Raw genomic sequence first — 24133 nt, forward strand, 5'->3', positions numbered from 1 at the left:
AAAAGACGTGTCAGAGAGACTGACACGTCTTTTCTATCATTCAGTATAGCATAGTTTCATCCGGCGGGGAAGGGCTCAGTCCCTGGCGCAGAGCTCTTCCTCCACCTCGATGATCCGGGAACACAGGCGCCGCAGCTGCGAGCGGCTGCGGGAAAGGAGAAGGATGGAAATCCCCCTCTGCCTCAGACGGCGCAGAACTTCCCCGAACTCGTGCAGCGAAAGGTCGTTATAACCGATATGGGGATTGCGAAAGATCATCACCGCCGGCCCGGTACAGAGCCAGCGCGCAATGACCAGGCTTTGCTGTAAGCTGCCGCCGAGCTGCGGCAGCCGCTCGCAGCGCCCATATTCCTGCGCCAGGTCCAGAAGGTCCAGTGCCGCCAGCGCTTGTAAAACCGTATAATAGGTCACCCGGCTGTTTTCGATCCCGAAGGGCCGCCCGAGATCGAGTAGCAGCCCGACGTTGTCGACGAGGCCCAGGTTGTGAAAAATCCCTTGCGTGCCGCTGGATTCGTCCAGCAGCGCGATCCCCTTTATGCTCGGGCGGGAGCCCTGCCTCGAGGGGAGGGGACGGCCGTCCAGCGCGGCGAAGCCGGTGTAGGGCAGCTGCCCGGTCAGCATATGGGAGAGCTCTTCGCAGACCGTCCAGTCCGGATCGTAGATTCCCAGCGCTTCCCCCGAGGCGAGGGAAAGGGAAAAGCCCCGCAGATGCTCCCCCGCACAGACGCTTTGCAGCTCGAGCCGGACAGACCGGCCGGCGGCCGGGACACCTTCCCCTGCCAAGGGGGAGTCCTCCCGCGGCGGGGCGCTGCCATCCCCCCGGAACAGGGAGAGCAGTTCGCCGCCCTGAAGGTGCTGCGGCTCGCTGACCGAGACGATGGTGCCGTGACGCAGGACGGACAGCCGGTCGCATTCGAGGATCAGCTCACTGAAGCGGTCGGTGATGAACAGTACAGAAACCCCCGCCTGCCGCAGGTAGCGCAATACATTTTTATAAAGGACAGCCTGCGCGCGGGTATAGCCGCCGGCGCTGTCCTCCAGGACCAGGATTTTGCTCTGGCGCGCGCACACGCGCAGCAGGGCGACGAGTTGGCGCTGCCAGGGAGGAATTTCCTCCAGCCGCTGATCCGCCCGGACGAAGGGGAGCCCCGCCTCCCCCAGCAGCCTCTGCGCCTCGGCGTACATGGCGGGCAGGTCGAGGCGGCGATAAGAGAAGAAGCGCTCCTGCAGGCCGCAGATGTTTTCCGCCACCGTCAGCTGCAAAAAGAGCTGGTCGTCCTGCCGGCAGCAGAGCATCCCTCCGGCGGCCTGCCGCCAAGCAGCGGGGGAAGAAACCTCCCTGCCAAAGAGGAACAGCTTGCCGCCCTCGGGAAAGGCGCGCGCGCCCAACAGCTCGAAGAGCGCGCCGCGGCAGCGGTCGGAGCGGCAGAAAAGGCCGTGCAGCTCCCCTTGCAACAGGGTGAGGTTGAGATTTTCGAGCAGCGGCCTCCCCTGCGATGAGAGGCTCAGGCGACATAGGCGCAGCAGTTCAGCTTTCATGGGCGTTCTCCGTCAGGGGGAGGGAGAGCTCCACCCTCGTCTGATAGCCCAGGATGCTGTACACATTCAGCCCGTAGTCCTCGCCGTACATCAGCCGCAGGCGCGCGTTGACGTTCTGCAGCGCGATCCCGGAGCCGGGGGAGGCCGGCGGCTCCGCCCGCCCGGAGCCGCTGCACAGCGCGAGGTTGAGGCGCAGCAGCTCCTCGTCCGCGATCCCGCGCCCGTTGTCCTCCACGGCCAGGATCAGCCTTCCCCCGGCCGTGCGCAGGTGGATGCGGATCACCCCGCCCACGGGCATGTCCCGCAGCCCGTGCTGGATGGCATTTTCCACCAGCGGCTGAAGCGAGAGCTTGGGCAGGCGGTAGGAGAGGTAATCCCGGTTTCCGGCGGACAGCTCCCGCACGAGGGTGAAACGGTCCGGGAAGCGGTAATTCTGAATTTTTACGAAGTTGTCAACATTGCGCAGTTCCTGCTCCAACGTGACCGTTTCGGACGAGCTGCTGATGGTATAGCGGAAAAACGCCGAGAGCGCGCCAATCATGTCGGCGGTCTCGCGGCAGTTTTCGTCGAGCGCCTTGCCGCGGATGCAGTCGAGGGTGTTGTAGAGAAAATGCGGATTGATCTGGCTTTGCAGCGAGTGCAGCAGCGCCTGCTTTTGCAGGATCTGCCGGGTGTACTCTCGCTCCATCGACTCGCCGAAATAGGCGATCGAGCGCTGCAGCGTCCGGCCGAAGGAGGCGGGGTCAACCGCCTTTTGCACGCTTGGGATGTCGCGCCCGAGGCGTGAGAGCTGCCGGTCGGTCAATACGATGTCGTGATAGAAGTGATAGAGCATGACGGCGGCCCCATAGAAAAACGCGGCGAGCAGGAGCAACCGCAGCATCGCCATGCCGCCCCTTTCAAGGGGCAGGAAAGGGAGGAGAAAAAGCCCCGGCCCGGAGAGGAGCAGCAGCATAAGGCAGGGCAGCCAATGGCGCCAGTAACGGAATTGACGCAGGTTTCGCAGGACGGTACGCTCCTTCATTGGCCTTCCCCCCTCATACGATCCGATGGATTTTGCGGTATTCCATCGGGCTGACGCCGATATGCCGCCGGAAGAGGCGGCTGAAGTACTTATCGTCCCGGTAGCCGACCAAGGCGGCGACCTGGGAGACGTTGTAGTGCAGATCCCCCAGCAGCTCCTTGGCTTTTTCCAGCCGTACCTGCAGCAGGTAGTCGCTCAGGTTGACGCCGGTCTCGCGCTTGAAGAGCTGGCCCAGATAGAGCGGCGCCAGGAAGACCTGCTGCGCGAGGATCTCCAGGCCCAGATGCTCGGCGTAGTGCACCCGGATATATTCTTTGACCACCTGTACGGCCTTGCGCTCGGTGTTGGCGTGCTCGGCTTCATACGCCGCCAGCAGCTGGGAGCATAATTCCGTAATCTTTATAGAGAGCCGTTCAAAGGAGAAAAGCTCCACCAAGGACAGGGCGGGCGGCTCCTTGCAAAGCCGCGCGGCGAGCCCGCCGAGCAGCTCGGTGCAAAACGGGCCGAGGGAGGCGGGATGCCGCTCCAGGACAGGGTGTGATTGCTCCAGAAAGCGCCGGATCGCCCCGCCTGCTTCAACGGTTTTCATCAAAGAGAGCAGGTGCTCGATCTGCTCCCAGAATGACTGGAAGGGAAAGCACTCCAGGCTTGCCCCCTCCTTTATGGGGAGGGGCTCTTTGTCCTGCGGGAGGATCATCCGGTCTACCCCGCGCACAGAGCGCTGTGCGAGCAGGCTGTGCGCCTGCGAAAAGGCGGCTCCCAATTGGCCGGGCTGGCGCACCGGGGCGGCGAGGGCGAGCGTGATGTGCCGGCGCTCTCCCAAGAAAAAATCCTGGCAGTTGTCCAGCAAAAAACACTCCAGCTTGCCGAGCAGCGCGGGACAGTCCGGTTCGGCGCCGTTCATGAGCAGCAGCAGGGTGTGCTCGCAAAGCTCGGCAAGCTCGAGCTCGGCGCACAGCGGTGCGGCGGCGCGGCAAAAGCGCCTTGCGATCTGTTCGAGCGCCAGCGGGTCGGGCGGCAGCCCGTCCTCCTGGTCCAGCCGCAGCACCCCCGCAAGGAAGAAGCCGGGGACGAACTGGTAATGGAATTCGGCGTTTACCTGTGGGAGAGAAAGCCCGCGCTGCCCCAGTATGTCGGGCTGGTAGAGCAGGAGACGCCGCAGGGAGAGCGCGTCCCGCCCCGCCTGCAGCAAGCCCCGTTTTTGTTCGTCCTCGGCCCCCAGCTTTTTGAGCGCCTTGCGCAGCGCATCGTTGAGCTCGTCGTGGTCGATCGGCTTTAACAGGAAGCTGTCCACCCCGTAGCGCACCGCCTGCCGCGCGTATTCAAAGTAGGAATAGCCGCTGATGATGATGAACTTGGCTGGCAGCTCCTCGAGCTGCGCCTGGCGGATCAGCTCCAGCCCGTCCAGGACGGGCATCTGGATGTCGGTGATCACGATGTCCGGGCGCTGCCGACGGATCATCTCTAGCGCCTGGCGGCTGTCGCTGCACACCCCGCACAGCGTAAGCCGGAGGGCTTCCCACTCGATTTCATGCCGGATCAGCGAGCAGATGTTGATTTCGTCGTCCACAATCAGTACCGATCTCATGTTCGTTCCCATCCTTCCTAAAGGGCAAAAACGACAGAATATCCCTTAATTCTATCATACCGAAAGAGGGGCGCCAAAACAAGGTGGACAGTCCTTAGAAAAGGGGGGACGGATTCAAGAAGATGGCCGCCAATGATTGACGGCGGCGCTCCCCCGCTCTTATACTGTGGGTGCAAAGCACGATTTCAGGCGGTTTTGAACGAAACGATCAAATGAGGAGGAGACGAAAATGAAACGAAGCAAAATAAGGATTTCCATAATTTGCATGTGCGCAGCACTCATACTGGGTGTGTGCGGCTGCTCGCAAAAGGCACAAAACGAGGCCCCCGGCACGAACGAGCCTTCGGGCGCCGCGGCGCAGCAGGAACAGGAGGAGCAGGAAGCGCTGCCGGAGGAAGAGGGCATCACCGTCGGCGTGGCGCAGTGCACCACCCAGGAGGAGCGCTGGCGCAATGACGCCAACGCCCTGCAAAAAAAGGCGGACGAGCTGGGGCTGAGTCTCCAGATGGTGGACGCGGCCAACGACACGGCCACCCAGGCGACCCAGATCGAGAATCTCGTCTCCAGCGGGGTGGACGTGATCCTCGTCTCACCCACCGATTCGGACGCGATCACTCCGGCGCTCGCCCAGGCCAAGGCCGCCGGGATCCCGGTGGTGGTCTGGGGACGGCAGGCGAACACGGCGGACCAGGATTTCTTCATCATCAACGACTTTGTCGAGACCGGAAAAAAGATGGCCCAGACCGCTTTGGAGGCCTGCAGCGCGGGCAATGTGGTGCTCATCGGCGGGGATAAGAGCTCCACCGTGCCCACCGAGATGACCGAAGGGATGATGTCGGTGCTACAGCCCCGTCTGGACGACGGCAGCATGAAGCTGGTCTTCGAGCAGTATATCACCAACTGGATGCCCGACGGGGCGATGAGCGCAATGGAGAACGCCCTCACCCAGCTCGGAAACGGCGTGGACCTGGTGCTCTGCCACAACGACGGCATGGCCGGCGGTGCGATCCAGGCGCTGGAGGGCCAGGGTCTGGCCGGAACGGTGCCGGTCGTCGGGATGGACGCCGAGATCGCGGCGCTGCAGCGGATCGTGGAGGGCAAGCAGTATTCCACCGTCATCTTCGACCATGAGGGCACGGCGGACATCTGCCTGCGCGCCGCGCAGGCCCTGGCGAAGGGGGAGCCGCTCGATTCCCTGGCGGTCAAAAAAACGACGATCGAGGGGGCCGAAATCCCGACCGGCGAGATCCCGACCATCATGATCACCAATGAGAACATCATGGAGGTCTGCGTGGATTCGGGGATCCATACGAAAGAGGAAATTTACCTGAACGCCTGAGGGCAGCATGGGAAGGTGAGGACATGTCCGCCGAGGTTATCTTAAAACTTTGCGGGATCAAAAAGGAATTTTCCGGCGTTCGGGTGCTGCACGGGATCGACCTTGCGGTGCGCTCCGGCGAGATACACGCGCTGGTGGGGGAGAACGGGGCCGGGAAGAGCACCCTGATGAAAATCCTCAGCGGGGTTTACCCCGCTGGGGAATACGGCGGGGAATTCTTCCTAAAGGGCGCCAAGGCCCGCTTCCACGGTATTAAGGCGGCGCAGCGCGCGGGGATCGAGATTATCGCCCAGGAGCTGGAGCTGGTGCTGCAGATGCGCGTCTATGAAAACGTCTTCCTGGGCAGCGGGCAAAAGCTCCCGGAGAGCGAGATGATCGACAGGACCATGAAGGTGTTCCGGCGGCTCGGCATCCCGCTCGACCCGCTGGCGCCGGTCGGGGGGCTGGGCGTCGGTCAGCGGCAGATGGTGGCGATCGCCAAGGCGCTCGTCAAGGAGGCGGACGTCCTGATCTTTGACGAGCCCACCGCGGCACTCAGCGAGGCGGAGTCGCAGAAGCTCTTTTTTATCCTGCGGGAGCTGCGTGAAAAGGGGATCACCATCCTCTATATCTCCCACCGCCTCGGCGAGGTGCTCGCGCTCAGCGACACCATCACGGTACTGCGCGACGGGCGTCTGGTGGAAACCCGCCCGGCGGACCGGTTCGACGAGGGCGGCCTGATCGCCTGCATGATCGGGCGGGAGCTCTGTGGGCGCTTCCCGCCGGCGCTCTGCGAGCCCGGGGAGGAGGTGCTGTCGGTGCGCGGCATGAGCGCCCAAGACAGCGCCGGGCGCAGGCTGGTGGACGGTGTGTCCCTCTCGGTGCGCGCCGGCGAGATCGTGGGGATCGCGGGGCTAATGGGCGCGGGGCGCACCGAGCTGGTGCGCTGCATCTTCGGCGCACAGCCGGGACGCATAAGCGGCGAGATCATGCTCTGCGGCAGGCCGGCGGCCGTCACCTCCCCACGCGAGGCCATCCGCAGCGGGATCGGCCTGGTGTCCGAGGACCGAAAGCTCGAGGGCCTCGTCGGCATGCTGGACGTCATGCACAATATCACCATGGCGGGACTTGGGCCGCTCAGCTTGCACGGCGTCATGCTCGACGGGGAGGCGCGCCGGCAGGCCGGGTACTACGTCGAAAAGCTGGGGATCCGCTGCACGGGGCTTTACCAGCGCGTAGAGGGCCTCAGCGGGGGAAACCAGCAAAAGGTGTGTATCGCCAAGTTCCTCCTCCCAAAGCCCCGGGTGCTGATTCTGGACGAGCCGACCCGCGGGGTGGACGTGGGGGCGAAGTATGAAATCTACGAGCTTTTGCGGCGCTTGGCCCTGGAAGGGGTCGCCGTGCTGATCGTTTCCTCCGACCTGCCCGAGGTGTTGGGGCTGTCCGACCGGATATTGGTGATGAAAGATGGGCGGATCACGGGGGAGCTCTCCCGCCAGGAGGCCACCCAGGAGCGGGTCATGTATTACGCCACGATGGAAGGGAATTAGGATATGGAAAGCAGAGAGACCGGCCTTTGCGGCCGGCTGAAACTAAAGAAGTATGTGCGCTCCTACGCCATGATCCTGGCGCTGGCCTCTATCTGGATCATCTTCCAGGCCGTGACGCAGGGGACCTTTTTGAGCATACGCAACATCTCGAACCTGTTTCGACAGATGTCGGTGGTCGGAGTGCTAGCCATCGGGATGACGGTCTGCCTGATCGCGGGGAATTTCGACCTTTCGGTCGGCAGCGTGACAGGCTTTCTGGGCGCGGTGGCGGCCTGGTCGATCTCCGGGCTTTCGCAAAGCCCGATGGCCGCCGTGCTGCTGGCGGTCGTGATCGGTTGCCTGATCGGCTGCTGGAACGGCTTTTGGATCGCCTACGCCGGCGTCCCGGCCTTCATCGCGACGCTGGGCAGCTCGCTGATCTTCAAGGGCGGGCTCTATATCGTCACCCAAGGGACCACCATCCCGGTGCGCGACCCGTTCTTTCTGACACTGGGCCAGAAGTACCTGCCTCCGGCGCTGGGGTACCTGCTGGCGGGCGGGACGCTGATCGCTTTTGTTTTCTTCGACGTACGGCATCAATCCAGCCTGAGCCGGGTGCTGGGGGAGCAGGTCTCCTATTTTAAGAGGTTCGGCCGGTACGCCGGGTATCTGCTGGTGGGCGCGGCCTTCGTCGTGGTGATGAACTCCTATGAAGGGATTCCGATCGCGGTGTTCGTACTGCTCCTGCTGGCAGGGGCGCTCACCTTCGTGCTGGCCAAGACCCGGTTCGGGCGCAAGGTCTACGCGGTGGGCGGGAACCCCCGGGCGGCGCGGATGTCGGGGATCAACAACGCCGCGGTCTGCATGACCACCTTCATCATCATGGGGGGCCTGGCCGGGATGGCGGGCGTGCTGCAGACCGCGCGGCTGGCCGCGGCCACCCCCGGCGCCGCCATGGGGATGGAGCTGGACGCGGTGGCCTCCAGCGTGATCGGCGGTGTGAGCCTGGCGGGCGGCAGCGGCAAGGTGATCAATTCGGTCATCGGCGCGCTGGTGATGGCCAGCCTGACCAACGGGATGAGCCTGCTCAACGTCAATTCGGACGTGCAGTATATCGTCAAGGGGCTGATCCTGATTGTCGCCGTCTGGTTCGACGTGCGCATGCGCCGCGCGCAAAACGGATAGAAAGGAAGGGTTACAAGGATGGAACGGAAATATTTCGACGTCGAGGAGATCATCTCCCAGGTGGAGCAGAAGACCCGCAGCCAAGGCGGGGACCTGCTGATCGACTACGACAGCTGCGACTTTTCGCACCGGCTCGTGCAGCCGCCGATCGTCTGCTATCTCGTCACCACAAAAGACGAGCGGGGCAACCTCAACTGCGCGCCCATTTCGATGGGCAGCGCGGTCTGGGGCGGCGCGCCAGACGCCGCCTGGTACTTCGTCATGGGGGTGCTGGGCAGCCGGCAGACAGAAAAAAATCTGCGGGCCAGCGGGGAGTGCGTCATCAGCTATTATCCCTATTCGCTGCTGAAGGAAAGCCACATAGCCGGCCTGCCGCTGCCGCCGGGGATCAGCGAGCTGGAGGTGGCCCGCCTGACGCCGGTCCCCTCCAGCAAGGTTTCTCCCTGCGGGATCGCCGAGTGCCCGAACAACATGGAGTGCAGGGTGGTCCACCGGTACGAGGCCTCCGGTACGACGATCTTCATCCTGAAGATCGTGGCGGTCAACGTCTCGCGGGAAATCTATGAGCAGGACCGGGCCCACCCGTACCAGCCCGGGATGGTGCTGGCCGACCTGATGTACGAGGTGTCCTTAAACGGGAAGCCGGAGCGGATCAACTATATGCGCATGGATCTTAAGCAGGTGTACCGCACCGGCGACGAGCTGGGGGACGACTCTGCCTGGACCGGGAGCTTCTGCTCCTGGATGGAGAGCGAGGAGCGCCGGGGCAGAATCAGCGCGAAGGAGCATGAGGACATCCTGCGCCTCTATGAACGCTGGATGGAGGATCCGGACCCCGTGGGGAATGGGGGGATCAAGGCGGCGTTGAGCGCCAGGCTGACCGAGCTGGTCTGGAAAGAATGATAAAAGGGACGGCCCGCCGGCAAATCCGGCAGGCCGTCCCTTCTCTCGCGCTTTATTACTGAGCGCGGGTCCGAAATTTTCATTCCAGCGCCGAGGTGCAGTGCGGGCAACGCGTGGCGGCCTCGTTCACCTCGCAGCGGCAGTAGGGGCACAGGCGCGCCGGAGGCGCTTCGGGGGCGGATACGGGCTTTTGGCCGAGCGCGGCCAGCCGGTTCATCCCCTTGACGAGCAGGAAGATCAGCAGGGCCATGATCAGGAAATTGATGATGGCGGTCAGGAAAGCGCCGTAGCGGATGTCCACGCCGCGCACCACAAGGATGAGATCGGAGAAATCCGTTTTTGCGAACAACCCGATAATGGGCGAAAGGATGTCGTCGGTCAACGACTTGACGATCGCTTGGAACGCGGCGCCGATGATGACGCCGACGGCCAGGTCGGCGACGTTGCCCCGCAGCGCGAAATCCTTGAATTCCTGTAAAAACTTCTTCATTTTTATCATTCCCCCTGTCATTTTACGCCAATTCGATGATCTTTTTGAACAGCTCCACCGCACGCTCCAAAATCCGGTCGTTGAAGTCGTAGCCGCTGGTGTGCAGCTGCGCGTAGGATTCCCCATTGCCGAGGTAGAACATCGCTCCCGGGCAGCGCTTAAGGTAATGGCCGAAGTCCTCCGAGGCGCGAAACGGTTTCTTCATCGCCACGACGGGGTACCCGCACGCCTGCGCCGCCTCGCGCACCAGCCGCGCGCAGGCGGGATCGTTGACCGTTTCGGGAAAGACGTCGCTCTCGCCGAACGAGACGCTGAGCCCCTCGTTTTCGGCCAGACGGCCGGCATAGCGGCGGATCGTCTCCTCCAGCCGTTCCAGGTCCCGCTCGTAATCCGCCCGCAGGGTCATCGAGACCTCCCCGCGGTGGGCGGCGATCCCGAAGTTTTTGTTCCCCACTGCCACCTGCACGACGGTGGCCATCACCATCCCTGAAAAGCCGTCGGCGGCAGCCGCTTCCTGGGATTTGAGCACCAGCCGCGCGGCGGCCCCAGCCGGGTTCCTTCCGTCCTCCGGCTGGCTGGCATGGGCGGGCGTTTCCAAAAAGCGGACGGTCAGCCCCTTGGAGGCGCACTGGGTGACTCCGTCGCATACCATCACGCTCCCCAGCGGGTAGCCGCTCATGTTATGGAAGGCGTACACCTGCGCGATCCCCTTCTCCGTAATCAGCCCGGCACATTCCTCGCCCCCGCCGCCAATCTCCTCGGCGTGCTGGAAGATGAAGTAAAGGTCCCGCCCGGCACCCAGCTTATCGGCCTCCAGCGCCAGCCCGGCCAGCGCGGCGCTGTGCCCGTCGTGCCCGCACCTGTGTGAAACGCCGGCGTTGCGCGAGCGGTAGGGGAGGCCCGGCCCCTCGTCGATGGCGAGCGCGTCGAAGTCCGAGCGGAAGGCGAGCGCCGGGGCCGCCCGGTTGCCGCTGCGGTAATGGGCGTAAAACCAGCGCCCCCGGTCTTCGACTTCGAGAGCGGTGCGCTCTTTTAGAAAGCGGATCAGCGTTTCCCTGGTCTGCCGCTCCTCCATCGCGAGCTCCGCTCGCTCGTGCAGGCGGTGCCGCAGCGCGGTAATCTCCTCAAGATGCTCCCTTTGCATATTCCCTGCCTCCTGTCCAATCCGGGATCATATGGCTATTATATCGTCTATGGCGCATGAATTCCAGAGTTAAATTGCTTCGGAGGGCGCGAGGTGCTATAATCAGAAAAAGGACGTGAAAGGAGCAGCGCTATGCCGAGGCTATATTATCAGGGCCATGGAAGCTACCGGATCACCTCCAACCATGGAATGGTGATCTATGTCGATCCGTTTGTCGGAGGCGGGTACGAGAAGCCCGCCGATCTGATCCTGGTGACCCATCAGCACAGCGATCACAACCGGGTCGAGCTGGTCAGGAGGGCCCCGGGATGCCAAATGATCACCGAGCGGGAGGCGCTCGCGGGCGGGGTCTATCACACCTTCACCGTGGGCGTGGCGCAGATTGAGGCGGTGCGCGCCGAGAACATCAATCACGACCCGCGCGAATGCGTGGGATATCTTTTGACGCTCGACGGGATCAGCATCTACGCGGCGGGGGACACCTCCACCACCGACCAGATGCACTCGCTTTCACAGCGCAGGCTGGACTATGCCCTGCTGCCCATCGACGGGGTTTACAACATGGGCCCCGGGGAAGCGTCCGCCTGTGCGAGGCTCATCGGGGCGCGGCACAGCATACCGGTCCATATGAAGCCGGGCGCGCTCTTCGAGCGCGCCTGCGCCGAACGTTTTTCAGCGCCCGGCCGGATCATCCTCGAGCCGGGGGAGGAGATCGAGCTCTGACAAGCCCTTAGGGGCCCGCACGGGAAAGTGCGGGCCCTTTTTTGTTGCCAAGCGCGTAAGAGCCTGTATTTATGCGCGCCGAACGGATCGCAGGGAAGCGCTTTTCCAACTGTACAGCCACCCCTCAGGGGGCGGCTGCTTTTGTATTTTAACGAGAAGGAAATGCCGCGCCCGGTTCATTTTTTTGCCGTGAAACCGGGAAAAAACCGGGAGAAAAAACAGGGCAATATACAAACGCCGAAGAAAAAATGTCCTTCAAAAAGAGGGACATCGCGGTAGACTAAAAATGAATTCTGGTCAATTTTCACAAAATGTCCTGGCGTAGGGAAACCACTACGGTTATTTTACAGCAAGATAACCACGGATTGGAGAAAATGATTGGAAACAAAAGAGGGTTTGAAAGGAAGGGTCAAAATGAAAAAAGCAGGTAGTATCGTTCTCGCCACTTTGCTGTCCTTGAGCGTGTTTGCCGGCTGCAGCTCCAGCACGCAGTCCGATTCCGGCAGCGGCGCGCCCGCTTCCGGCTCCGAGGCCGGGAGCACCCCGGCGGCCTCCACCGCCGAAGGGGACCAGGTGACCTTCAAGTTTATGCATCAGTGGGCGGAAGAGGACCGGCTGCCCTACTGGGACAACCTGGTCAACAGCTACATGGAGAAGAACCCCAACGTGAAGATCGAGACCGAGGTCGTGCCCAACGAGCCTTATAAGGAAAAGATCCGCGTCATGCTCGGCGGCAACGACGTGCCGGACCTCTTTTTCACCTGGGACGGCGAATGGGTCTCCCGTTTTGCGAAGAACGGGGCGATCCTGGAGCTGGATTCCCTGATGAGCGACGAGTTCAAGGGCTCCTTCAACCAGGGAATCCTGACCACCGGGCAGGTGGACGGCAAGCAGTACAGCCTCCCGATCCGCACCTGCGTCAACTTCGTGCTCTACAACACCAAGATTTTCGAGGAGAACTCGATCACGATCCCCAAGACCTGGAATGAATTCATGGACGTTTGCGAAACGCTCAAGTCCGCCGGGGTCACCCCGATCGCGCTGGGCAACGGCGAGGGCTGGGCCGCGGCGCATTACATCTCGGCGCTCAATGTGCAGCTGGTGCCCTGGGACACCCTCAACGACGACTACTATCTGACCACCGGCGCGTTCGACGACCCCGGATATGTCGAGGCGCTGAACCTGCTTAAGGGGATGAACGACAAGGGCTACTTCATGGACGGCATGCCCTCCACCTCGCAGAACATCGCGCGCGAGATGTTCAACGCCGGCCAGACCGCGATGATCTACGACCAGTGCGCCAGCTTCAAGAGCTACTACCTCGACAAGATGGAAGAGGGCAGCTGGGACGTCTTCGCCCTGCCGGTCGTCGAGGGTGCGAAGGGCGACCTCGACATGATGGTCGCCTGGGTGGACCAGTTCGCGGTCTCTTCGACTTGCAAGAGCCCCGAGACGGTCATCGACTTCCTGGAATACTTCTACAACGAGGAGAACCAGCTCCAGATGCAGAAGGACCTCGGCTTCGTCTCCACCATCTCCGCGGTCGCGACCAGCCCGGAGGATTCCTTCCCGCAGCTGATCAAGGCGATGGACATCATCAACCAGTGCAAGGGCTTCATCGCGGTCATCGACCTGGAGATGGACGGCTCGGTCGCCAGCGTCTACCAGTCCGACATCCAGGAGCTGTTCACCACCAAGTCGCCCGAGCAGATCATGTCCGAGGTGCAGGCCGAGGCGGCCCGCGTGAAGGCGGAGCAATAAACACCAGAGCTTAAACGGGGCCGCCCGCAGGCAGCGTTGCCCGGCGGGCGGCCCAAGGGCTCATATTCAGATGAGGGGGGACCCCGATGTATAAGAATTCCCGCGGCGCATTTTTGTACCTGCTGCCCGCAATCGTTTTGGTATCGGTCTTTATCTACATAGCTGTGGGGCTCAATTTTTACTACAGCCTGTTCCGCTGGAACACCTATTCGGCCAAGGTGTGGGTGGGGCTGGCCAACTATACCCGCCTGCTGCAGGACAGCAGCTTCTGGATCGCGCTGAAAAACAACATCCTGTTTGCGGTGATCTCGGTCACCTTCCAGGTCGGGATCGCCCTGGCGCTGGCCGCCATGCTCGAGCAGAAGTGGATCCGCCGTCTGGGCGGGTTCTGCCGCACCGTGTTCTTCGTGCCGTCCCTGCTCTCGATGACGGTGGTGGCGCTCATGTGGCAGCTGATGCTCAATCCCAACATGGGCTTTGTCAACAAGGCACTGCAGCAGATCGGCCTTGGGGCCATCGCCATCGACTGGCTGGGCAACGCCTCGACCGCGATCTTCTGCGTGATCGCCTCCTCCCAGTGGCAGTTCGTCGGCTATACCACCATGCTGTTCGTGGTGGCGATCCAGAAGATTCCCGACGACTTTTACGAGGCCGCCGAGATCGACGGGGCCAACCCGATCCAGAGCTTTTTCTATGTGACGGTGCCGAACGTCAAGGAGATGCTACTGCTCAACCTGACCACCACCCTGATCGGCGCGTTCAAGGTGTTCGACGAGGTGTACGTCATGACCAACGGCGGCCCCGGCCGCGCGTCGGAGGTGCTGGGCACCCTGCTGTTCCGCTCGGGCTTCCGCGAGGACGCCATGGGCTACGCCTCGGCGGTTGGGGCGGTTGTTTTCGTTATTACCTTCGTGCTGTCCATCGCACAGATCCGTATGTTTGGGATCGACAGCGCGAGCCAGCCTTCCGGGAGGTGACAGGGATGAAAAGTTCAGGAATCAAGCTGACGGCCGGCCAGATCGTGCTGCGGTTTTTAGTGATCCTTCTCTTTGTCGTCATGCTCGTCGGCGCGCTCTATCCCATGCTGTGGGTGGCCGTCAGCGGCTTCAAGAGCACGACCGAGCTGCTGATCAGCCCCTTCAAGCTCCCGGCCGAGTGGAGCCTCAAAAACTATCTCGGCGTCTGGAAGATCGGCATCAGCCGCTTCTTCCTCAACAGCGTTTTCATCACCGTGGCCTCGTCGCTGCTGGTGGCGACGGTGTCCGCGCTGGCGGCCTTCCCGTTGAGCCGCTACCGCTTCCGCTCGCGGCGGTTCTGGTTTTTGTTCCTGCTCTGCGGGCTGATGCTCGCCCCCCAGGTCAGCCTGATCTCCAACTACAAGATTTTGCAGGCGCTGCACCTCTATGACAGCTATCTCGGGCTGATCCTGGTCTATACGGCGTTCCGCGTGCCGTACACCATGTTTTTGATGTGGTCGTATTTCATGACCGTGCCCAAGGACATCGAGGAGGCGGCCTGTATCGACGGCTGCACCAGCTTCATGATCTTCTGGCGAATCCTCGTCCCGATCAGCAAGCCGATCATGGCGACCGGGATATTGCTGACGGCGCGCTACGTCTGGAACGACTTCTTGTTTTCCCTCATTTACACCGAATCAGCGGCGCTCAAGACCATCCCCTATGGGCTCAACTCCCTCAAGGGGGAGAGCGGCACCGACTGGGGCCAGCTGATGGCGGGCATGGCGATCTCGTCCATCCCGATCATCATCCTCTTCATCTGCACCCAGAAGTATTTTGTCCGCGGGCTGACCGTCGGTGCGGTGAAGGGATAAGCCTTCCAAATGCGCCCTGCCCCTGCCGGCGGCGGCTATGCCCTGGGGGCAGGGTAATTTTGCGCCCAAAAACACCGAGACAACGATCTTTAGGAGGATTCTTATGCTCATTTTAAAGGGCCGGGTCATCGACGGAAACGGAGGCGAGCCCATCGAGCGGGGGCTCGTCGCCATCGAGGGGGAGCGGATCACAGCGGTCTGTAACGACTGGGAATACCCGATCCCCCAGAACGCCGAGGTGATCGAAATCGAGGACGGGACCATCCTGCCCGGCTTCATCGACCAGCATGTACATATGGGGGTCGGGGACGACTTCTACCGGATCTACCAGCGCCACGCCTACCACGGGGTCTGTGAATGCGTGCGGGATATGAGACAGATCCTGGACGCGGGCTTCACCTCGATAAGAGAGTGCGGGGGGATCTCCAACTATCTCAAGGCGCCTTGGGAGGAGGGGCTGATCGACGGGCCGCGCCTCTTCTCTTCCGGTAAATGCATCGCCCAGAGCGGCGGGCACTTCGACTTCATCAAGGACTATCCCATTGAGTTTACCAAGCACCCCGACCGCAACATCACCACCGAAATCTGCGACGGGGTGGACAACGTGCGCCGCACGGCCCGCATGCATTTCCGGGAAAAGTGCGACTTTTTGAAGGTCATGGGCGGGGCGGGCACCTCCTGCCAGGGCAACAAGCTGATGACCCGGGAGTTTTCCGACGAGGAACTGCGCGCCTTCGTGCAGGAGGCCCAAAACTACGGCACCTATGTCGCCATCCACGCGCACGGCACCGAGGCCATCAAGGCGGGGCTGCGCGCGGGGGTGCGCTCGGTCGAGCACGGCACCTTCATCGACGAGGAGGGGATCGAAATGATGGTCCGCCAGGGCGCCTGGCTGATCCCGACCCTGGCGACGGGCTATCTCTCCTGGCAGCACATCGACGAGCGCGCGCCCTGGGTCAAGGAGAAGGAGCGTCTGGCCGACGAATGCCAGGAGCGCACCCTGCGCATGGCCTATGAGGCGGGGGTCGCCATCTGCTGCGGGGCGGACCTGGGCGGGGGCACCATCACGGTGCACGGCAACAACGGCCTGGAGTTCCCGCTGCTGGTGGAGAAGACCGGCATGAGCCCGATGGAAGCGATCGTCGCCGGGACCAAGACCGGCTCCAAGCTGCTGCTGATGGAGGACGAAATCGGCACCCTCACCCCGGGCAAGCTGGCGGACGTGGTGGTCTGCCAGGGCGACCCGCTCGCCGACATCTGGAAGCTGAGCAGACCTGAGAACATCAAGGTGGTCGTGCAGGGCGGCAGGATCAAGAAGCATATTTCGTAAGGGGGTGCGCACCGATGACCAAACACACCTGGAAAAAGCAAGATCAATAACTATTTGGGAAAGGCGATGGTATTATGCTGATTTTAAAGGGCCGCGTCATCGACGGGAGAGGCGGCGAACCCATCGAGCGGGGGATCGTCGCGGTGGATGGGAACAGGATCGCGGCGGTCTGTAACGAGTGGGAATACCCGGTCCCCGAAAACGCCGAGGTGATCGAGGTCGGGGACGGGACCATCCTGCCCGGCTTCATCGACACCCACGTCCATATGGGGGTGGGGGACGACTATTACCGCATTTACCAGCGGCACGCCTACCATGGGGTCTGCGAGTGCATCCGGGATATGAAGCAGATTCTGGACGCGGGCTTCACCTCGATCCGCGAGGTGGGGGGGATCTCCAACTATCTCAAAGCCCCCTGGGAGGAGGGGCTGATCGCGGGGCCGCGCATCTGCTCGGCCGGCAAGTCGATCGCCCAGAGCGGCGGGCACTGGGATTTCATCAAGGACTATCCCATCGAGTTCACCATGCACCCCGACCGCAACATCACCTCGGAAATCTGCGACGGGGTGGACAACGTGCGCCGCACGGTGCGCATGCATTTTCGTGAGAAGTGCGATGTCATCAAGGTGATGGGGGGCCCTGGAATCTCCTGCCAGGGCAACAAGCTCTTCACCCGCGAGTTTTCGGACGAGGAGCTGCGCGCCTTCGCCGCCGAGGCGGACAACTACGGCAGCTATGTGTGCATCCACGCGCACGCGCCGGTGGCGATCAACGCGGCGCTCCACAACGGGATCAAGTGCATCGAACACGGCACCCTGATCGACGAAGAGGGGATCGAGCTCATGCTCAAAAAGGACGCCTGGCTGGTGCCCACCCTGGCGACGAGCTACCTCTCCTGGCAGCACATCGACGAGCGCGCGCCCTGGGTCAAGGAGAAGATGACCAAGATCAAGGCGATGAAGGGGGAGAACCTCAAGAGAGCGCACAAGGCGGGGGTCACCATCGCCTGCGGGTGCGACTTCGGCGGGGGCACCATCACGGTGCACGGCAACAACGGCCTGGAATTCCCGCTGCTGGTGGAGGAGGCCGGCATGACGCCGATGGAGGCGATCGTTGCCGGTACCAGGACCAGCTCGCGCCTGCTCATGCGCGAGGACGAGCTCGGTACGCTGGAGCGCGGGAAGCTCGCCGACGTCGTCGTCTGCAAGGGCAACCCGCTCGAGGACATCGCCCTGCTCGGGAAGGCCCAGAACATCAAGGTGGTAATCCAGGACGGCAAGATCAAGAAGCAGATTTCATAAGAGGGAGAATCGTGCCATGTATGTACTGAAAGGCCGGGTTATCGACGGCAACGGCGGCGCGCCCATCGAGCGGGGCGCGGTGGCGGTGGAGGGCAACAGGATCATAGCGGTCTGTAACGAGTGGGAATACCCGGTCCCCGAAAACGCCGAGGTGATCGAGGTCGGGGACGGGACCATCCTGCCCGGCTTCATCGAGGGGCACTGCCACTTGGGGCTGGGCGACGACTATTTTCGCATCTACCGCGAGCATGCCTACCACGCGGTCTGCCGGGTGGTGAGCGAGATGAAGGTCCTGCTCGACGGGGGCTTCACCACGTTGCGGGAGTGCGGCGGGATGACCAACTATCTGAAAGGCGCCTGGGAGGAGGGGCTGATCGACGGGCCGCGTATCTGCTCATCGGGCAGATGCGTGATCCAGACCGGCGGGCACCTCGATTACATCAAGGACTTCCCGATCGAGTTCACCAAGCATCACGACCGCAACTTCGCCTCCGAGATTGCCGACGGGGTCACCGAGGTGCGCCGCACGGTGCGCATGCACTTCCGGGAGAAGTGCGACTTCATCAAGGTGATGGGGACCGCGGGCGTAGCCTGCCAGGGCAATAAGCTCTTCACCCGGGAGTATTCGGACGAGGAGCTGCGCGCCTTCGTGCAGGAGGCGGAGAACTACGGCAGCTATGTGGCGATCCACGCGCACGGGATCGACGGAATCCGTGCGGCGATCAGGGCCGGGGTGCGTTCGATCGAGCACGCCTCCTACATCGACGAGCGCGCCTGCGAGGATTTGATGAAGATCGGCGGCTGGATCGTTCCGACCCTGGCCACCGGCCATATCTCGCTGCAAAACCTCGACAAGCGCGCCCCCTGGGTCGGGCCCAAGCTCAAGGCGGCCTGCGCCAAGAAGGGGGAGACCCTGCGCCTGGCGCATGAGATGGGAGTCACCATCGGCTTCGGCGCGGACTACGGCGGGGGCGAGGTGACGGATTTTCGTCTGGATGGGCTGGAATTCCCGCTGCTGGTCAGCGAAGGGGGGCTCAGCCCCATGGAGGCGATCGTGGCGGCCACCAAGACCGGGGCGCATATCGTCATGCGCGAGCAGGAGCTCGGCACCCTGGAGTGCGGGAAGCTGGCCGACATCGTCGTCTGCAAGGGGAACCCGCTGCAGGACATTGCGCTGCTGGCAGACCAGGAGAACATCAAGGTGGTGCTCCAGGACGGCAAGGTAAAAAAACGGATTGACTGAGCCAATATTTAAATAAGCCTCTGTGGAAAGGGCAGACACCCTTTCCACAGAGGCTTATTTTATCTTGATTCAGCCCGGCTGGCGCGGATTCATTTTTTTCCCTCTCCGGGCCGCCTCACGGTCGAGCGGTACTTGCTGGGGGTCATGCCCTGGAAGCGGTAGAAATTGCGCTGGAAGGTCTTGAGCGTGTTATAGCCCACCTCCACGGCGATGTCCACCTGGGGATGGTCGGTCTCCACGAGGAGCTGGCAGGACTTGTTGATCCGCAGGTAGTTGACGAAATCCCCGAAGTTCTTTTCCACATACTGCAAAAGGATCCGGTTGATCTCGACGGCGCCCATCCCGAAGTTTTCGATCAGGTCCTTCATACGCACGTCCTCCTGGTAGCGGCGGTAGAGGTAGGCCACGATCTCATAGCTCTTGCGGGTCTCCTTGATCTTGCAGATGTCGCTCACCCGCTGGTAGGCCTTGCGGTATTCGGTGATTTTCATGTTGACCTTGGCGAAGAAGAGCTTGGACATGTGCGCGGGGTCCACATAGCCCAGGATTCCGGCGAGCTCCTCCAGCGTCAGGTCGGTGTAGAGCAGGAAGTTGCTCGCGCGCCCGATGCGCATTTCGTCGATCAGGTCGTAAAAGGAATGCCCCATGGTGTTGCGGATGTAGGTGCTGATGGTGGATTCGCTCAGATAAAAGCTCTGGGCGAGCTTTTTGAGCGTCAGGTTTTCGTTGAGGTGCGCGTACATGTACTGGAAGAGCACGACCTTCTGCGCATCGCTGCCCTGGCGTGCGGGCAGCTCCTTCGCGGGGGTGACCATGCGGCAGAACAGGACGATCAGCTCCAGAATCTTGTTGACGGTATAGATTCCGGCGAGCTCGAGGGTGTTTTCCGACACCAGCAGAGATTCCCGGCCGGTCTCCTGCTCGATGGTGCCAAAGATGGCCCGGATCGTCTCCTGCTGCTCCTTGTCGCAGTAGACGATAGGCTGCACGGACATCCTTTCGATGATCTGAAGCGGCTTGTTTTCGGTATTGTAGTAGCTGCGCAGGAGCATATTCAGCGTATCGAAGCAGTAGTCGATCACCTTGCATTGCAGGTGCTTTTCGACCTGGCTTATGCGCAGGACCTGCCAGGGATGGAGCGCGACCAGCACGCCGGGCAGGACGTCGTATTCGACGTCCTGAATTTGCAGCTTCCCCTTGCCGGAGGTGAAAAAGAAAAAGCGGGAGCGCTGAAAGACAACCGGACGGGTGGGCGTCTCGATGATCTGTACATCAAAGCTGTAGAGCTTGCGCTTGTCGAGGCTGGAACAAAACGGGGGAAGGATGGATATAAATTCAGACATCATATACTCCAAGGTAAAATTTTATCGTTTGTTCTGCCCGCGGGCAGACAAACCATACGCCATGTTTTAATTATAGCACCCGCCCATCCAAATCGCAATGGAGGGCGAATCGGATCGAATCCCATCGGATGTTCGGTTATTGGGTGACGGAATAACGGACAAATTTATGCGTCTTCTCCCTCTGGCGCATCGTATAAAACCCCCGGGGAAGCAGATACTTCCCCGGGGGTTTTTCCGACGGATGGGTTCATTGGCGTTTATAGACCTTGACGTCCAGCACCAGCTTTTGGGGGACGAAATCTTCCCCCTTTTCGATCATCTCGAGCAGCAGGCGCGGGGAGGCGTGCGCGATGTCCTCCCCCGCGCAGCCTATGCTGGAGAGCGGCAGCGGCAGCGGGAAGGCCTCCAGGATATTGTCGAAGCCCACGATGGGGATTTGGTCGATCGCGATGCGCTCGAAGCCCTGCTCGCGCAGCCCCTGCAGGAGCTTGAGCGCCACCTGGTCGCTGAAGGCGACGATCCCGTCGAAGGGCAGCTGCGCAAGCTGGGCGCAGACCTCCTTCCAGGCCCGGCGGTGCCCGCCCTGGGAGGCGAAGACGCTGGGCACTGAAAGGATGTTGGCGTTGCGGTAGGGAAGCGAGCTCTTTTCCAGCGCCTGACGGTACCCCTCCAGCCGCAGCTGGGCGGAAAGGATCCCCTTGGGCGCGGTGGCCATGACGATGTTGCGGCAGCCCTGCGAGATTAAGTGCCTGGTGGCGAGGAACCCGCCCTTGACCTCGTCGATCCGCACCGAAGAGATGTTCGGATTGCTCACGTCGTTGGCAAAGACCACGAAGGGGATGCGGGAATTGTAAAGGAACTCCACGCTCTCGCCCGAATGGATGTCGTCCGGGCCGAAGAGTATGCCGTCGACGTTCTGGCGGATCGCCGAGATCACCGCGGCCCTCTCGTGGGAGAGGACGTTGTCGGTGTTGTAAATGGTGGCGGTGTAGCCCCGTTCGGACAGGATGTTGACGAAGTTGCGGATCAGCCGCCCGAAATAGGGGTTGGAGATGTCGCTCTGGATGATGGCGATGGTCTTGGTGGACCCCAGGCGCATCGAGCTCGCGATCGAGTTGCCGATATAGCCCAGTTCCTTGGCGGCGGCGAGCACCTTGTCGCAGGTAGGGCCGGAAGGGTAGATCCCCCGCAACACCTGGGAAACGGTGTTGATCGAATACCCGGTGTGCTGGGCGATGTCTTTCATGGTGACCCGTTGCTTTCCATTCATGTTCATTCTGCCAACCCCATGTGAAAGATATTTGTATACTACCATATTTTAGTTTATTTTCCTCAGTTTGTCCACTACCGGCCGAGCCAGCGGTCGCGAAATTCTTCGGCGCGGGGGGAAATGGGGTCGGCTTCTATGCCGAGATATTTGCAGGCCTCGTAGAGGATGTGCCCGAAACGCCCGTGCGCGCCGGCACAGTGGTGGATATAGGGCCCCTCGACGAGATGCCGTTCCCAGCGCGGCCAGCTGTCCACCTCGAACCAGGAATAGGTCCCCACGGTCGGCGGGCCGTCCACGCCCTTGCCTTCGCCGATCATCAGGCGGTATTCGCCGTGGTCGCCGTCGAAGCGGCAGACTGTGATGTCCCCATGGCGGATTTCCCAGTTGCTCTGGGAGGCGCAGTCCCCAAAGGGGTTGTGCAGCACCGAGAGCGCTCGCGCCTTGGCGTCGATGGCTAAACTCGGCGGGAAGTTGCCGCAGTGCCAGAGCAGGACGCTGTTGTCGTTGTCGGGATGGCGGATGGTCAGGTCGGCGAAGAAAACCGAACTGGCGCGCTCGCAGGCGACGGGCAGCCCGCGTTCGGTCAGGATCCCGTTGACGGTGCAGCAGGCGGCGCCCACGGCGCGCTGCAGCGGCTCCCAGCACTGGATGGCCACGCTGTTGCAGCCGTTTTTGCCGGCGAGGTTCTGCACCCCCACCAGCAGCCGGGCCATGCGCAGTAGCTGTTCCTCGTCGGCCTCGCCGCAGTTGAGGCGGCAGCGAATGTCGCGCATGGCCTCGGCCACGGCGGGCGCTTCCTCGCGCTCGAGGCGCTCCAGCTCGCAGACCACCTCCTGCAGCGTCACCGGGAAGACCTGCAGCCCGAAGCGTTCGAGCAGCTCGCCCTCGTTAAACATGACCGTCCAGAAGGGCTCGGGCCGGGTGCTGATCTGCAGCACCCGGGTGCTGCGAAAGTCGCGCACGACCGCACAGACCGCCGCGAAGGAGCGCACCCCAAAGGCGAAGGACTCCTCCTCGGCGCCGCAGTTGGTCAGGTAGGTGAAGGGGACGTTAAAGCGGCGCAGCACCTTGCCGGTGGCGAACAGCCCGCACAACGAGTCGCGGGTCCTGCCGTCAAAGGGGGCGGGGGCGCCGTCGCGCGGGCCCCACAGCAGGACCGGCTTGCCTACGGCGGCGGCGATTCGCGCCACCACCGATTCGGCGCCGAAGTTGCAATGCGGGCAGAAGAGCCCGTCCACTCCGGCCTCCTTATAGATTTTGACCGCTTTTTCGATGTCCGAGGGGAACTGCAAAAGGCTGTCCTCGTTGATCCCCTCGATGTCCACCAGCTCGATCCCGAGGGAGAGCACCCGCTCCTTGATCTGCCGGCGTATGGTGAGGGCTTCCGGATTGGTGAAAACGTCCCGCTTGGTGGGGGCGAAGCCTATTTTGACTGGATGATTCAGCATGGCGGTTGGTCCTTTCTCAATGTAATTTTGCTGCAATATTATCGTTCATATAAATTGAAACTAATTTTACAGAGTAATTGGCCTTTTGTCCAAATTTACAGCAGATAATTTGCATAGAACGTAAAATAATTGAAATAAACTTGCATAAAACTTAAAAAATAGCTTGACATTAACGTTAATATACCTGATAATGCATATAGTACACCTTTTGTTACACATTGTCAATCGTTTCCACAGATCTCAAAACGAAGAAGGAGGAGTATTTATGCCGCTGGTATCGATGAAGGAAATGCTGATTAAGGCGCGCGCGGGGCATCGCGGGGTAGGGGGCTTTCTGGCTTTTAACTATGACAGCGCCCGTGCCATCGCCGAAACCGCCAAGAAGCTCCATCAGCCGGCCATCTATATCGTGGGGGATCAGATGGCCCTGGACATGGGGGGCTTTGCACGGGTGACGGCCATGGCCCGCTCGATCGCCGACGAGCTGGACGTCGAGATCGCCCTGCACGCCGACCACTACCGCAGCTATGAGATGATCGTCGGTGCGATCCGGGGAGGCTTCACTTCGGTGATGATCGACGCATCCCGCTTCCCGCTGGAAAAGAACATCGAGCTCACGAAAGAGGTCGTCAAGGTCGCGCACGCCTGCGGGGTGAGCGTCGAGGCGGAGATCGGACGCCTGCCGGGCAACGAGGGGGACGAGGAGGTCACCGTGGCCGAGGCCTTCCAGACCGACCCCGCCGAGGCCGCCGAGTTCGCCGAGCGCACCGGGATCGACGCGCTGGCCGTCTCGATCGGCACTATGCACGGGGCGTACCCGAAGGGCTTTAAGCCCGAAATCAACATCCCGCGTCTGAGGGAAATCGCCGCCAAGGTGTCCCTGCCGCTGGTGATGCACGGCGGCTCGGGCACGCCCGAGGACAAGATCGCCGAGGCGGTGCAGGCGGGGATTGCCAAGATCAACGTCGCCACCGACCTGGTGACGGCCTATCAGCAGAAAATCTACCAGCTGCAGGCCGATGATCCGGACATCCGCCACAACCTGGACCTCTTCGCCGCGGCCAAGGAGGCGGTGGCGCAGGTGGTCGAGGAGCGGATGAAGCTCTTCGCAGGGATCTGAATCCATATCCGTGGCGGGGGCGGGGAGCAATTTGCACCCGCCC

The 24133-nt window shown here is 61.9% G+C and carries 20 protein-coding genes; 12 read left to right on the forward strand and 8 right to left on the reverse strand.

All coding sequences use genetic code 11. From position 1 onward, the window contains the following. Nucleotides 1-75 precede the first annotated feature (75 nt). Genes B5477_RS06955 through B5477_RS06965 form a run of 3 tightly spaced genes read right to left on the reverse strand, consistent with a single transcriptional unit; the run spans nucleotide 76 to nucleotide 4151 of the window. Entirely contained in the window at nucleotides 76-1539 is a 1464-nt protein-coding gene (locus B5477_RS06955) for an ATP-binding cassette domain-containing protein (RefSeq protein ID WP_079699017.1), read from the reverse strand. Then, nucleotides 1529-2563 (reverse strand): sensor histidine kinase, encoded by a 1035-nt coding sequence (locus tag B5477_RS06960; RefSeq protein WP_079699018.1) that lies wholly within the window; start codon nucleotides 2561-2563, stop codon nucleotides 1529-1531. The genes B5477_RS06955 and B5477_RS06960 overlap by 11 nt, the downstream gene beginning before the upstream one ends. Before the next feature lie 13 nt (nucleotides 2564-2576). Continuing rightward, complete coding sequence (locus tag B5477_RS06965) at nucleotides 2577-4151, reverse strand: response regulator (RefSeq protein WP_159448958.1); 1575 nt, start codon at nucleotides 4149-4151, stop codon at nucleotides 2577-2579. 229 nt (nucleotides 4152-4380) lie between these two features. Between B5477_RS06965 and B5477_RS06970 the strand changes: the two genes are divergently transcribed. Genes B5477_RS06970 through B5477_RS06985 form a run of 4 tightly spaced genes read left to right on the forward strand, consistent with a single transcriptional unit; the run spans nucleotide 4381 to nucleotide 9086 of the window. After that, entirely contained in the window at nucleotides 4381-5490 is a 1110-nt protein-coding gene (locus tag B5477_RS06970) for a sugar ABC transporter substrate-binding protein (protein WP_079699020.1), read from the forward strand. A 23-nt stretch (nucleotides 5491-5513) separates the two neighbouring features. Beyond that, a complete protein-coding gene (locus B5477_RS06975; RefSeq protein WP_079699021.1) occupies nucleotides 5514-7019 on the forward strand; it encodes a sugar ABC transporter ATP-binding protein in 1506 nt (501 codons plus the stop codon). Nucleotides 7020-7022: 3 nt separating this feature from the next. Further along, the gene (locus B5477_RS06980; RefSeq protein WP_079699022.1) at nucleotides 7023-8183 is read left to right on the forward strand and encodes a sugar ABC transporter permease; all 1161 of its coding nucleotides are present in this window, start codon (nucleotides 7023-7025) and stop codon (nucleotides 8181-8183) included. A gap of 18 nt (nucleotides 8184-8201) precedes the next feature. After that, nucleotides 8202-9086, forward strand: a complete 885-nt coding sequence (locus B5477_RS06985; RefSeq protein ID WP_079699023.1) for a flavin reductase family protein — start codon at nucleotides 8202-8204, stop codon at nucleotides 9084-9086. A 79-nt stretch (nucleotides 9087-9165) separates the two neighbouring features. Here B5477_RS06985 and mscL read toward each other — a convergent pair whose 3' ends face one another. Continuing rightward, nucleotides 9166-9576, reverse strand: coding sequence for a large conductance mechanosensitive channel protein MscL (mscL, locus tag B5477_RS06990; protein ID WP_079700416.1), 411 nt, complete (start codon nucleotides 9574-9576; stop codon nucleotides 9166-9168). Between the two features lie 22 nt (nucleotides 9577-9598). Continuing rightward, nucleotides 9599-10720, reverse strand: a complete 1122-nt coding sequence (locus tag B5477_RS06995; RefSeq protein ID WP_079699024.1) for a M20 metallopeptidase family protein — start codon at nucleotides 10718-10720, stop codon at nucleotides 9599-9601. A 132-nt stretch (nucleotides 10721-10852) separates the two neighbouring features. Between B5477_RS06995 and B5477_RS07000 the strand changes: the two genes are divergently transcribed. The 7 genes from B5477_RS07000 to B5477_RS07030 all read left to right on the forward strand — a co-directional run bounded on the left by B5477_RS07000 (nucleotide 10853) and on the right by B5477_RS07030 (nucleotide 18909). Beyond that, nucleotides 10853-11443, forward strand: a complete 591-nt coding sequence (locus tag B5477_RS07000) for an MBL fold metallo-hydrolase (RefSeq protein WP_079699025.1) — start codon at nucleotides 10853-10855, stop codon at nucleotides 11441-11443. Nucleotides 11444-11857: 414 nt separating this feature from the next. Then, nucleotides 11858-13204, forward strand: a complete 1347-nt coding sequence (locus tag B5477_RS07005) for an ABC transporter substrate-binding protein (RefSeq protein WP_079699026.1) — start codon at nucleotides 11858-11860, stop codon at nucleotides 13202-13204. A gap of 86 nt (nucleotides 13205-13290) precedes the next feature. Continuing rightward, the gene (locus tag B5477_RS07010) at nucleotides 13291-14181 is read left to right on the forward strand and encodes a carbohydrate ABC transporter permease (protein WP_079699027.1); all 891 of its coding nucleotides are present in this window, start codon (nucleotides 13291-13293) and stop codon (nucleotides 14179-14181) included. Between the two features lie 5 nt (nucleotides 14182-14186). After that, entirely contained in the window at nucleotides 14187-15035 is an 849-nt protein-coding gene (locus B5477_RS07015; RefSeq protein WP_079699028.1) for a carbohydrate ABC transporter permease, read from the forward strand. Nucleotides 15036-15138: 103 nt separating this feature from the next. After that, complete coding sequence (locus tag B5477_RS07020; protein WP_159448959.1) at nucleotides 15139-16365, forward strand: metal-dependent hydrolase family protein; 1227 nt, start codon at nucleotides 15139-15141, stop codon at nucleotides 16363-16365. Nucleotides 16366-16439: 74 nt separating this feature from the next. After that, nucleotides 16440-17666: a metal-dependent hydrolase family protein gene (locus B5477_RS07025; RefSeq protein WP_079699030.1), complete on the forward strand. Its 1227-nt coding sequence runs from the start codon at nucleotides 16440-16442 to the stop codon at nucleotides 17664-17666. A 16-nt stretch (nucleotides 17667-17682) separates the two neighbouring features. After that, nucleotides 17683-18909 (forward strand): metal-dependent hydrolase family protein, encoded by a 1227-nt coding sequence (locus tag B5477_RS07030; RefSeq protein ID WP_079699031.1) that lies wholly within the window; start codon nucleotides 17683-17685, stop codon nucleotides 18907-18909. An 89-nt stretch (nucleotides 18910-18998) separates the two neighbouring features. Here the strand turns inward: B5477_RS07030 and B5477_RS07035 are convergent, their stop codons facing one another. From B5477_RS07035 to B5477_RS07045, 3 genes are all read right to left on the reverse strand, one after another. Continuing rightward, nucleotides 18999-20252 carry a helix-turn-helix domain-containing protein gene (locus tag B5477_RS07035; protein WP_159448960.1) on the reverse strand — a complete coding sequence of 418 codons (1254 nt, stop codon included), beginning with the start codon at nucleotides 20250-20252 and terminating at the stop codon, nucleotides 18999-19001. Between the two features lie 247 nt (nucleotides 20253-20499). Next, a complete protein-coding gene (locus tag B5477_RS07040) occupies nucleotides 20500-21528 on the reverse strand; it encodes a LacI family DNA-binding transcriptional regulator (protein ID WP_159448961.1) in 1029 nt (342 codons plus the stop codon). A 68-nt stretch (nucleotides 21529-21596) separates the two neighbouring features. Further along, nucleotides 21597-22970, reverse strand: a complete 1374-nt coding sequence (locus B5477_RS07045) for an L-fucose/L-arabinose isomerase family protein (protein ID WP_079699034.1) — start codon at nucleotides 22968-22970, stop codon at nucleotides 21597-21599. A gap of 265 nt (nucleotides 22971-23235) precedes the next feature. Between B5477_RS07045 and B5477_RS07050 the strand changes: the two genes are divergently transcribed. Then, nucleotides 23236-24090: a class II fructose-bisphosphate aldolase gene (locus tag B5477_RS07050; protein ID WP_159448962.1), complete on the forward strand. Its 855-nt coding sequence runs from the start codon at nucleotides 23236-23238 to the stop codon at nucleotides 24088-24090. Nucleotides 24091-24133: the final 43 nt, after the last annotated feature.

It is taken from the genome of Provencibacterium massiliense, from assembly GCF_900169495.1.
In the GTDB taxonomy this organism is placed as follows: Bacteria; Bacillota; Clostridia; order Oscillospirales; family Ruminococcaceae; genus Harryflintia; species Harryflintia acetispora.

Coding starts and splice junctions, on each gene's coding strand:
- B5477_RS06995 (WP_079699024.1), bottom strand. CDS start 10,720: ATGCAAAGGGAGCATCTTGAGGAGATTACCGCGCTGCGGCACCGCCTG.
- B5477_RS07000 (WP_079699025.1), top strand. CDS start 10,853: ATGCCGAGGCTATATTATCAGGGCCATGGAAGCTACCGGATCACCTCC.
- B5477_RS06965 (WP_159448958.1), bottom strand. CDS start 4,151: ATGAGATCGGTACTGATTGTGGACGACGAAATCAACATCTGCTCGCTG.
- B5477_RS07005 (WP_079699026.1), top strand. CDS start 11,858: ATGAAAAAAGCAGGTAGTATCGTTCTCGCCACTTTGCTGTCCTTGAGC.
- B5477_RS07045 (WP_079699034.1), bottom strand. CDS start 22,970: ATGCTGAATCATCCAGTCAAAATAGGCTTCGCCCCCACCAAGCGGGAC.
- B5477_RS07015 (WP_079699028.1), top strand. CDS start 14,187: ATGAAAAGTTCAGGAATCAAGCTGACGGCCGGCCAGATCGTGCTGCGG.
- B5477_RS07035 (WP_159448960.1), bottom strand. CDS start 20,252: ATGTCTGAATTTATATCCATCCTTCCCCCGTTTTGTTCCAGCCTCGAC.
- B5477_RS06960 (WP_079699018.1), bottom strand. CDS start 2,563: ATGAAGGAGCGTACCGTCCTGCGAAACCTGCGTCAATTCCGTTACTGG.
- mscL (WP_079700416.1), bottom strand. CDS start 9,576: ATGAAGAAGTTTTTACAGGAATTCAAGGATTTCGCGCTGCGGGGCAAC.
- B5477_RS07020 (WP_159448959.1), top strand. CDS start 15,139: ATGCTCATTTTAAAGGGCCGGGTCATCGACGGAAACGGAGGCGAGCCC.
- B5477_RS06970 (WP_079699020.1), top strand. CDS start 4,381: ATGAAACGAAGCAAAATAAGGATTTCCATAATTTGCATGTGCGCAGCA.
- B5477_RS06975 (WP_079699021.1), top strand. CDS start 5,514: ATGTCCGCCGAGGTTATCTTAAAACTTTGCGGGATCAAAAAGGAATTT.
- B5477_RS06955 (WP_079699017.1), bottom strand. CDS start 1,539: ATGAAAGCTGAACTGCTGCGCCTATGTCGCCTGAGCCTCTCATCGCAG.
- B5477_RS07010 (WP_079699027.1), top strand. CDS start 13,291: ATGTATAAGAATTCCCGCGGCGCATTTTTGTACCTGCTGCCCGCAATC.
- B5477_RS07040 (WP_159448961.1), bottom strand. CDS start 21,528: ATGAACATGAATGGAAAGCAACGGGTCACCATGAAAGACATCGCCCAG.
- B5477_RS06985 (WP_079699023.1), top strand. CDS start 8,202: ATGGAACGGAAATATTTCGACGTCGAGGAGATCATCTCCCAGGTGGAG.
- B5477_RS07050 (WP_159448962.1), top strand. CDS start 23,236: ATGCCGCTGGTATCGATGAAGGAAATGCTGATTAAGGCGCGCGCGGGG.
- B5477_RS07030 (WP_079699031.1), top strand. CDS start 17,683: ATGTATGTACTGAAAGGCCGGGTTATCGACGGCAACGGCGGCGCGCCC.
- B5477_RS06980 (WP_079699022.1), top strand. CDS start 7,023: ATGGAAAGCAGAGAGACCGGCCTTTGCGGCCGGCTGAAACTAAAGAAG.
- B5477_RS07025 (WP_079699030.1), top strand. CDS start 16,440: ATGCTGATTTTAAAGGGCCGCGTCATCGACGGGAGAGGCGGCGAACCC.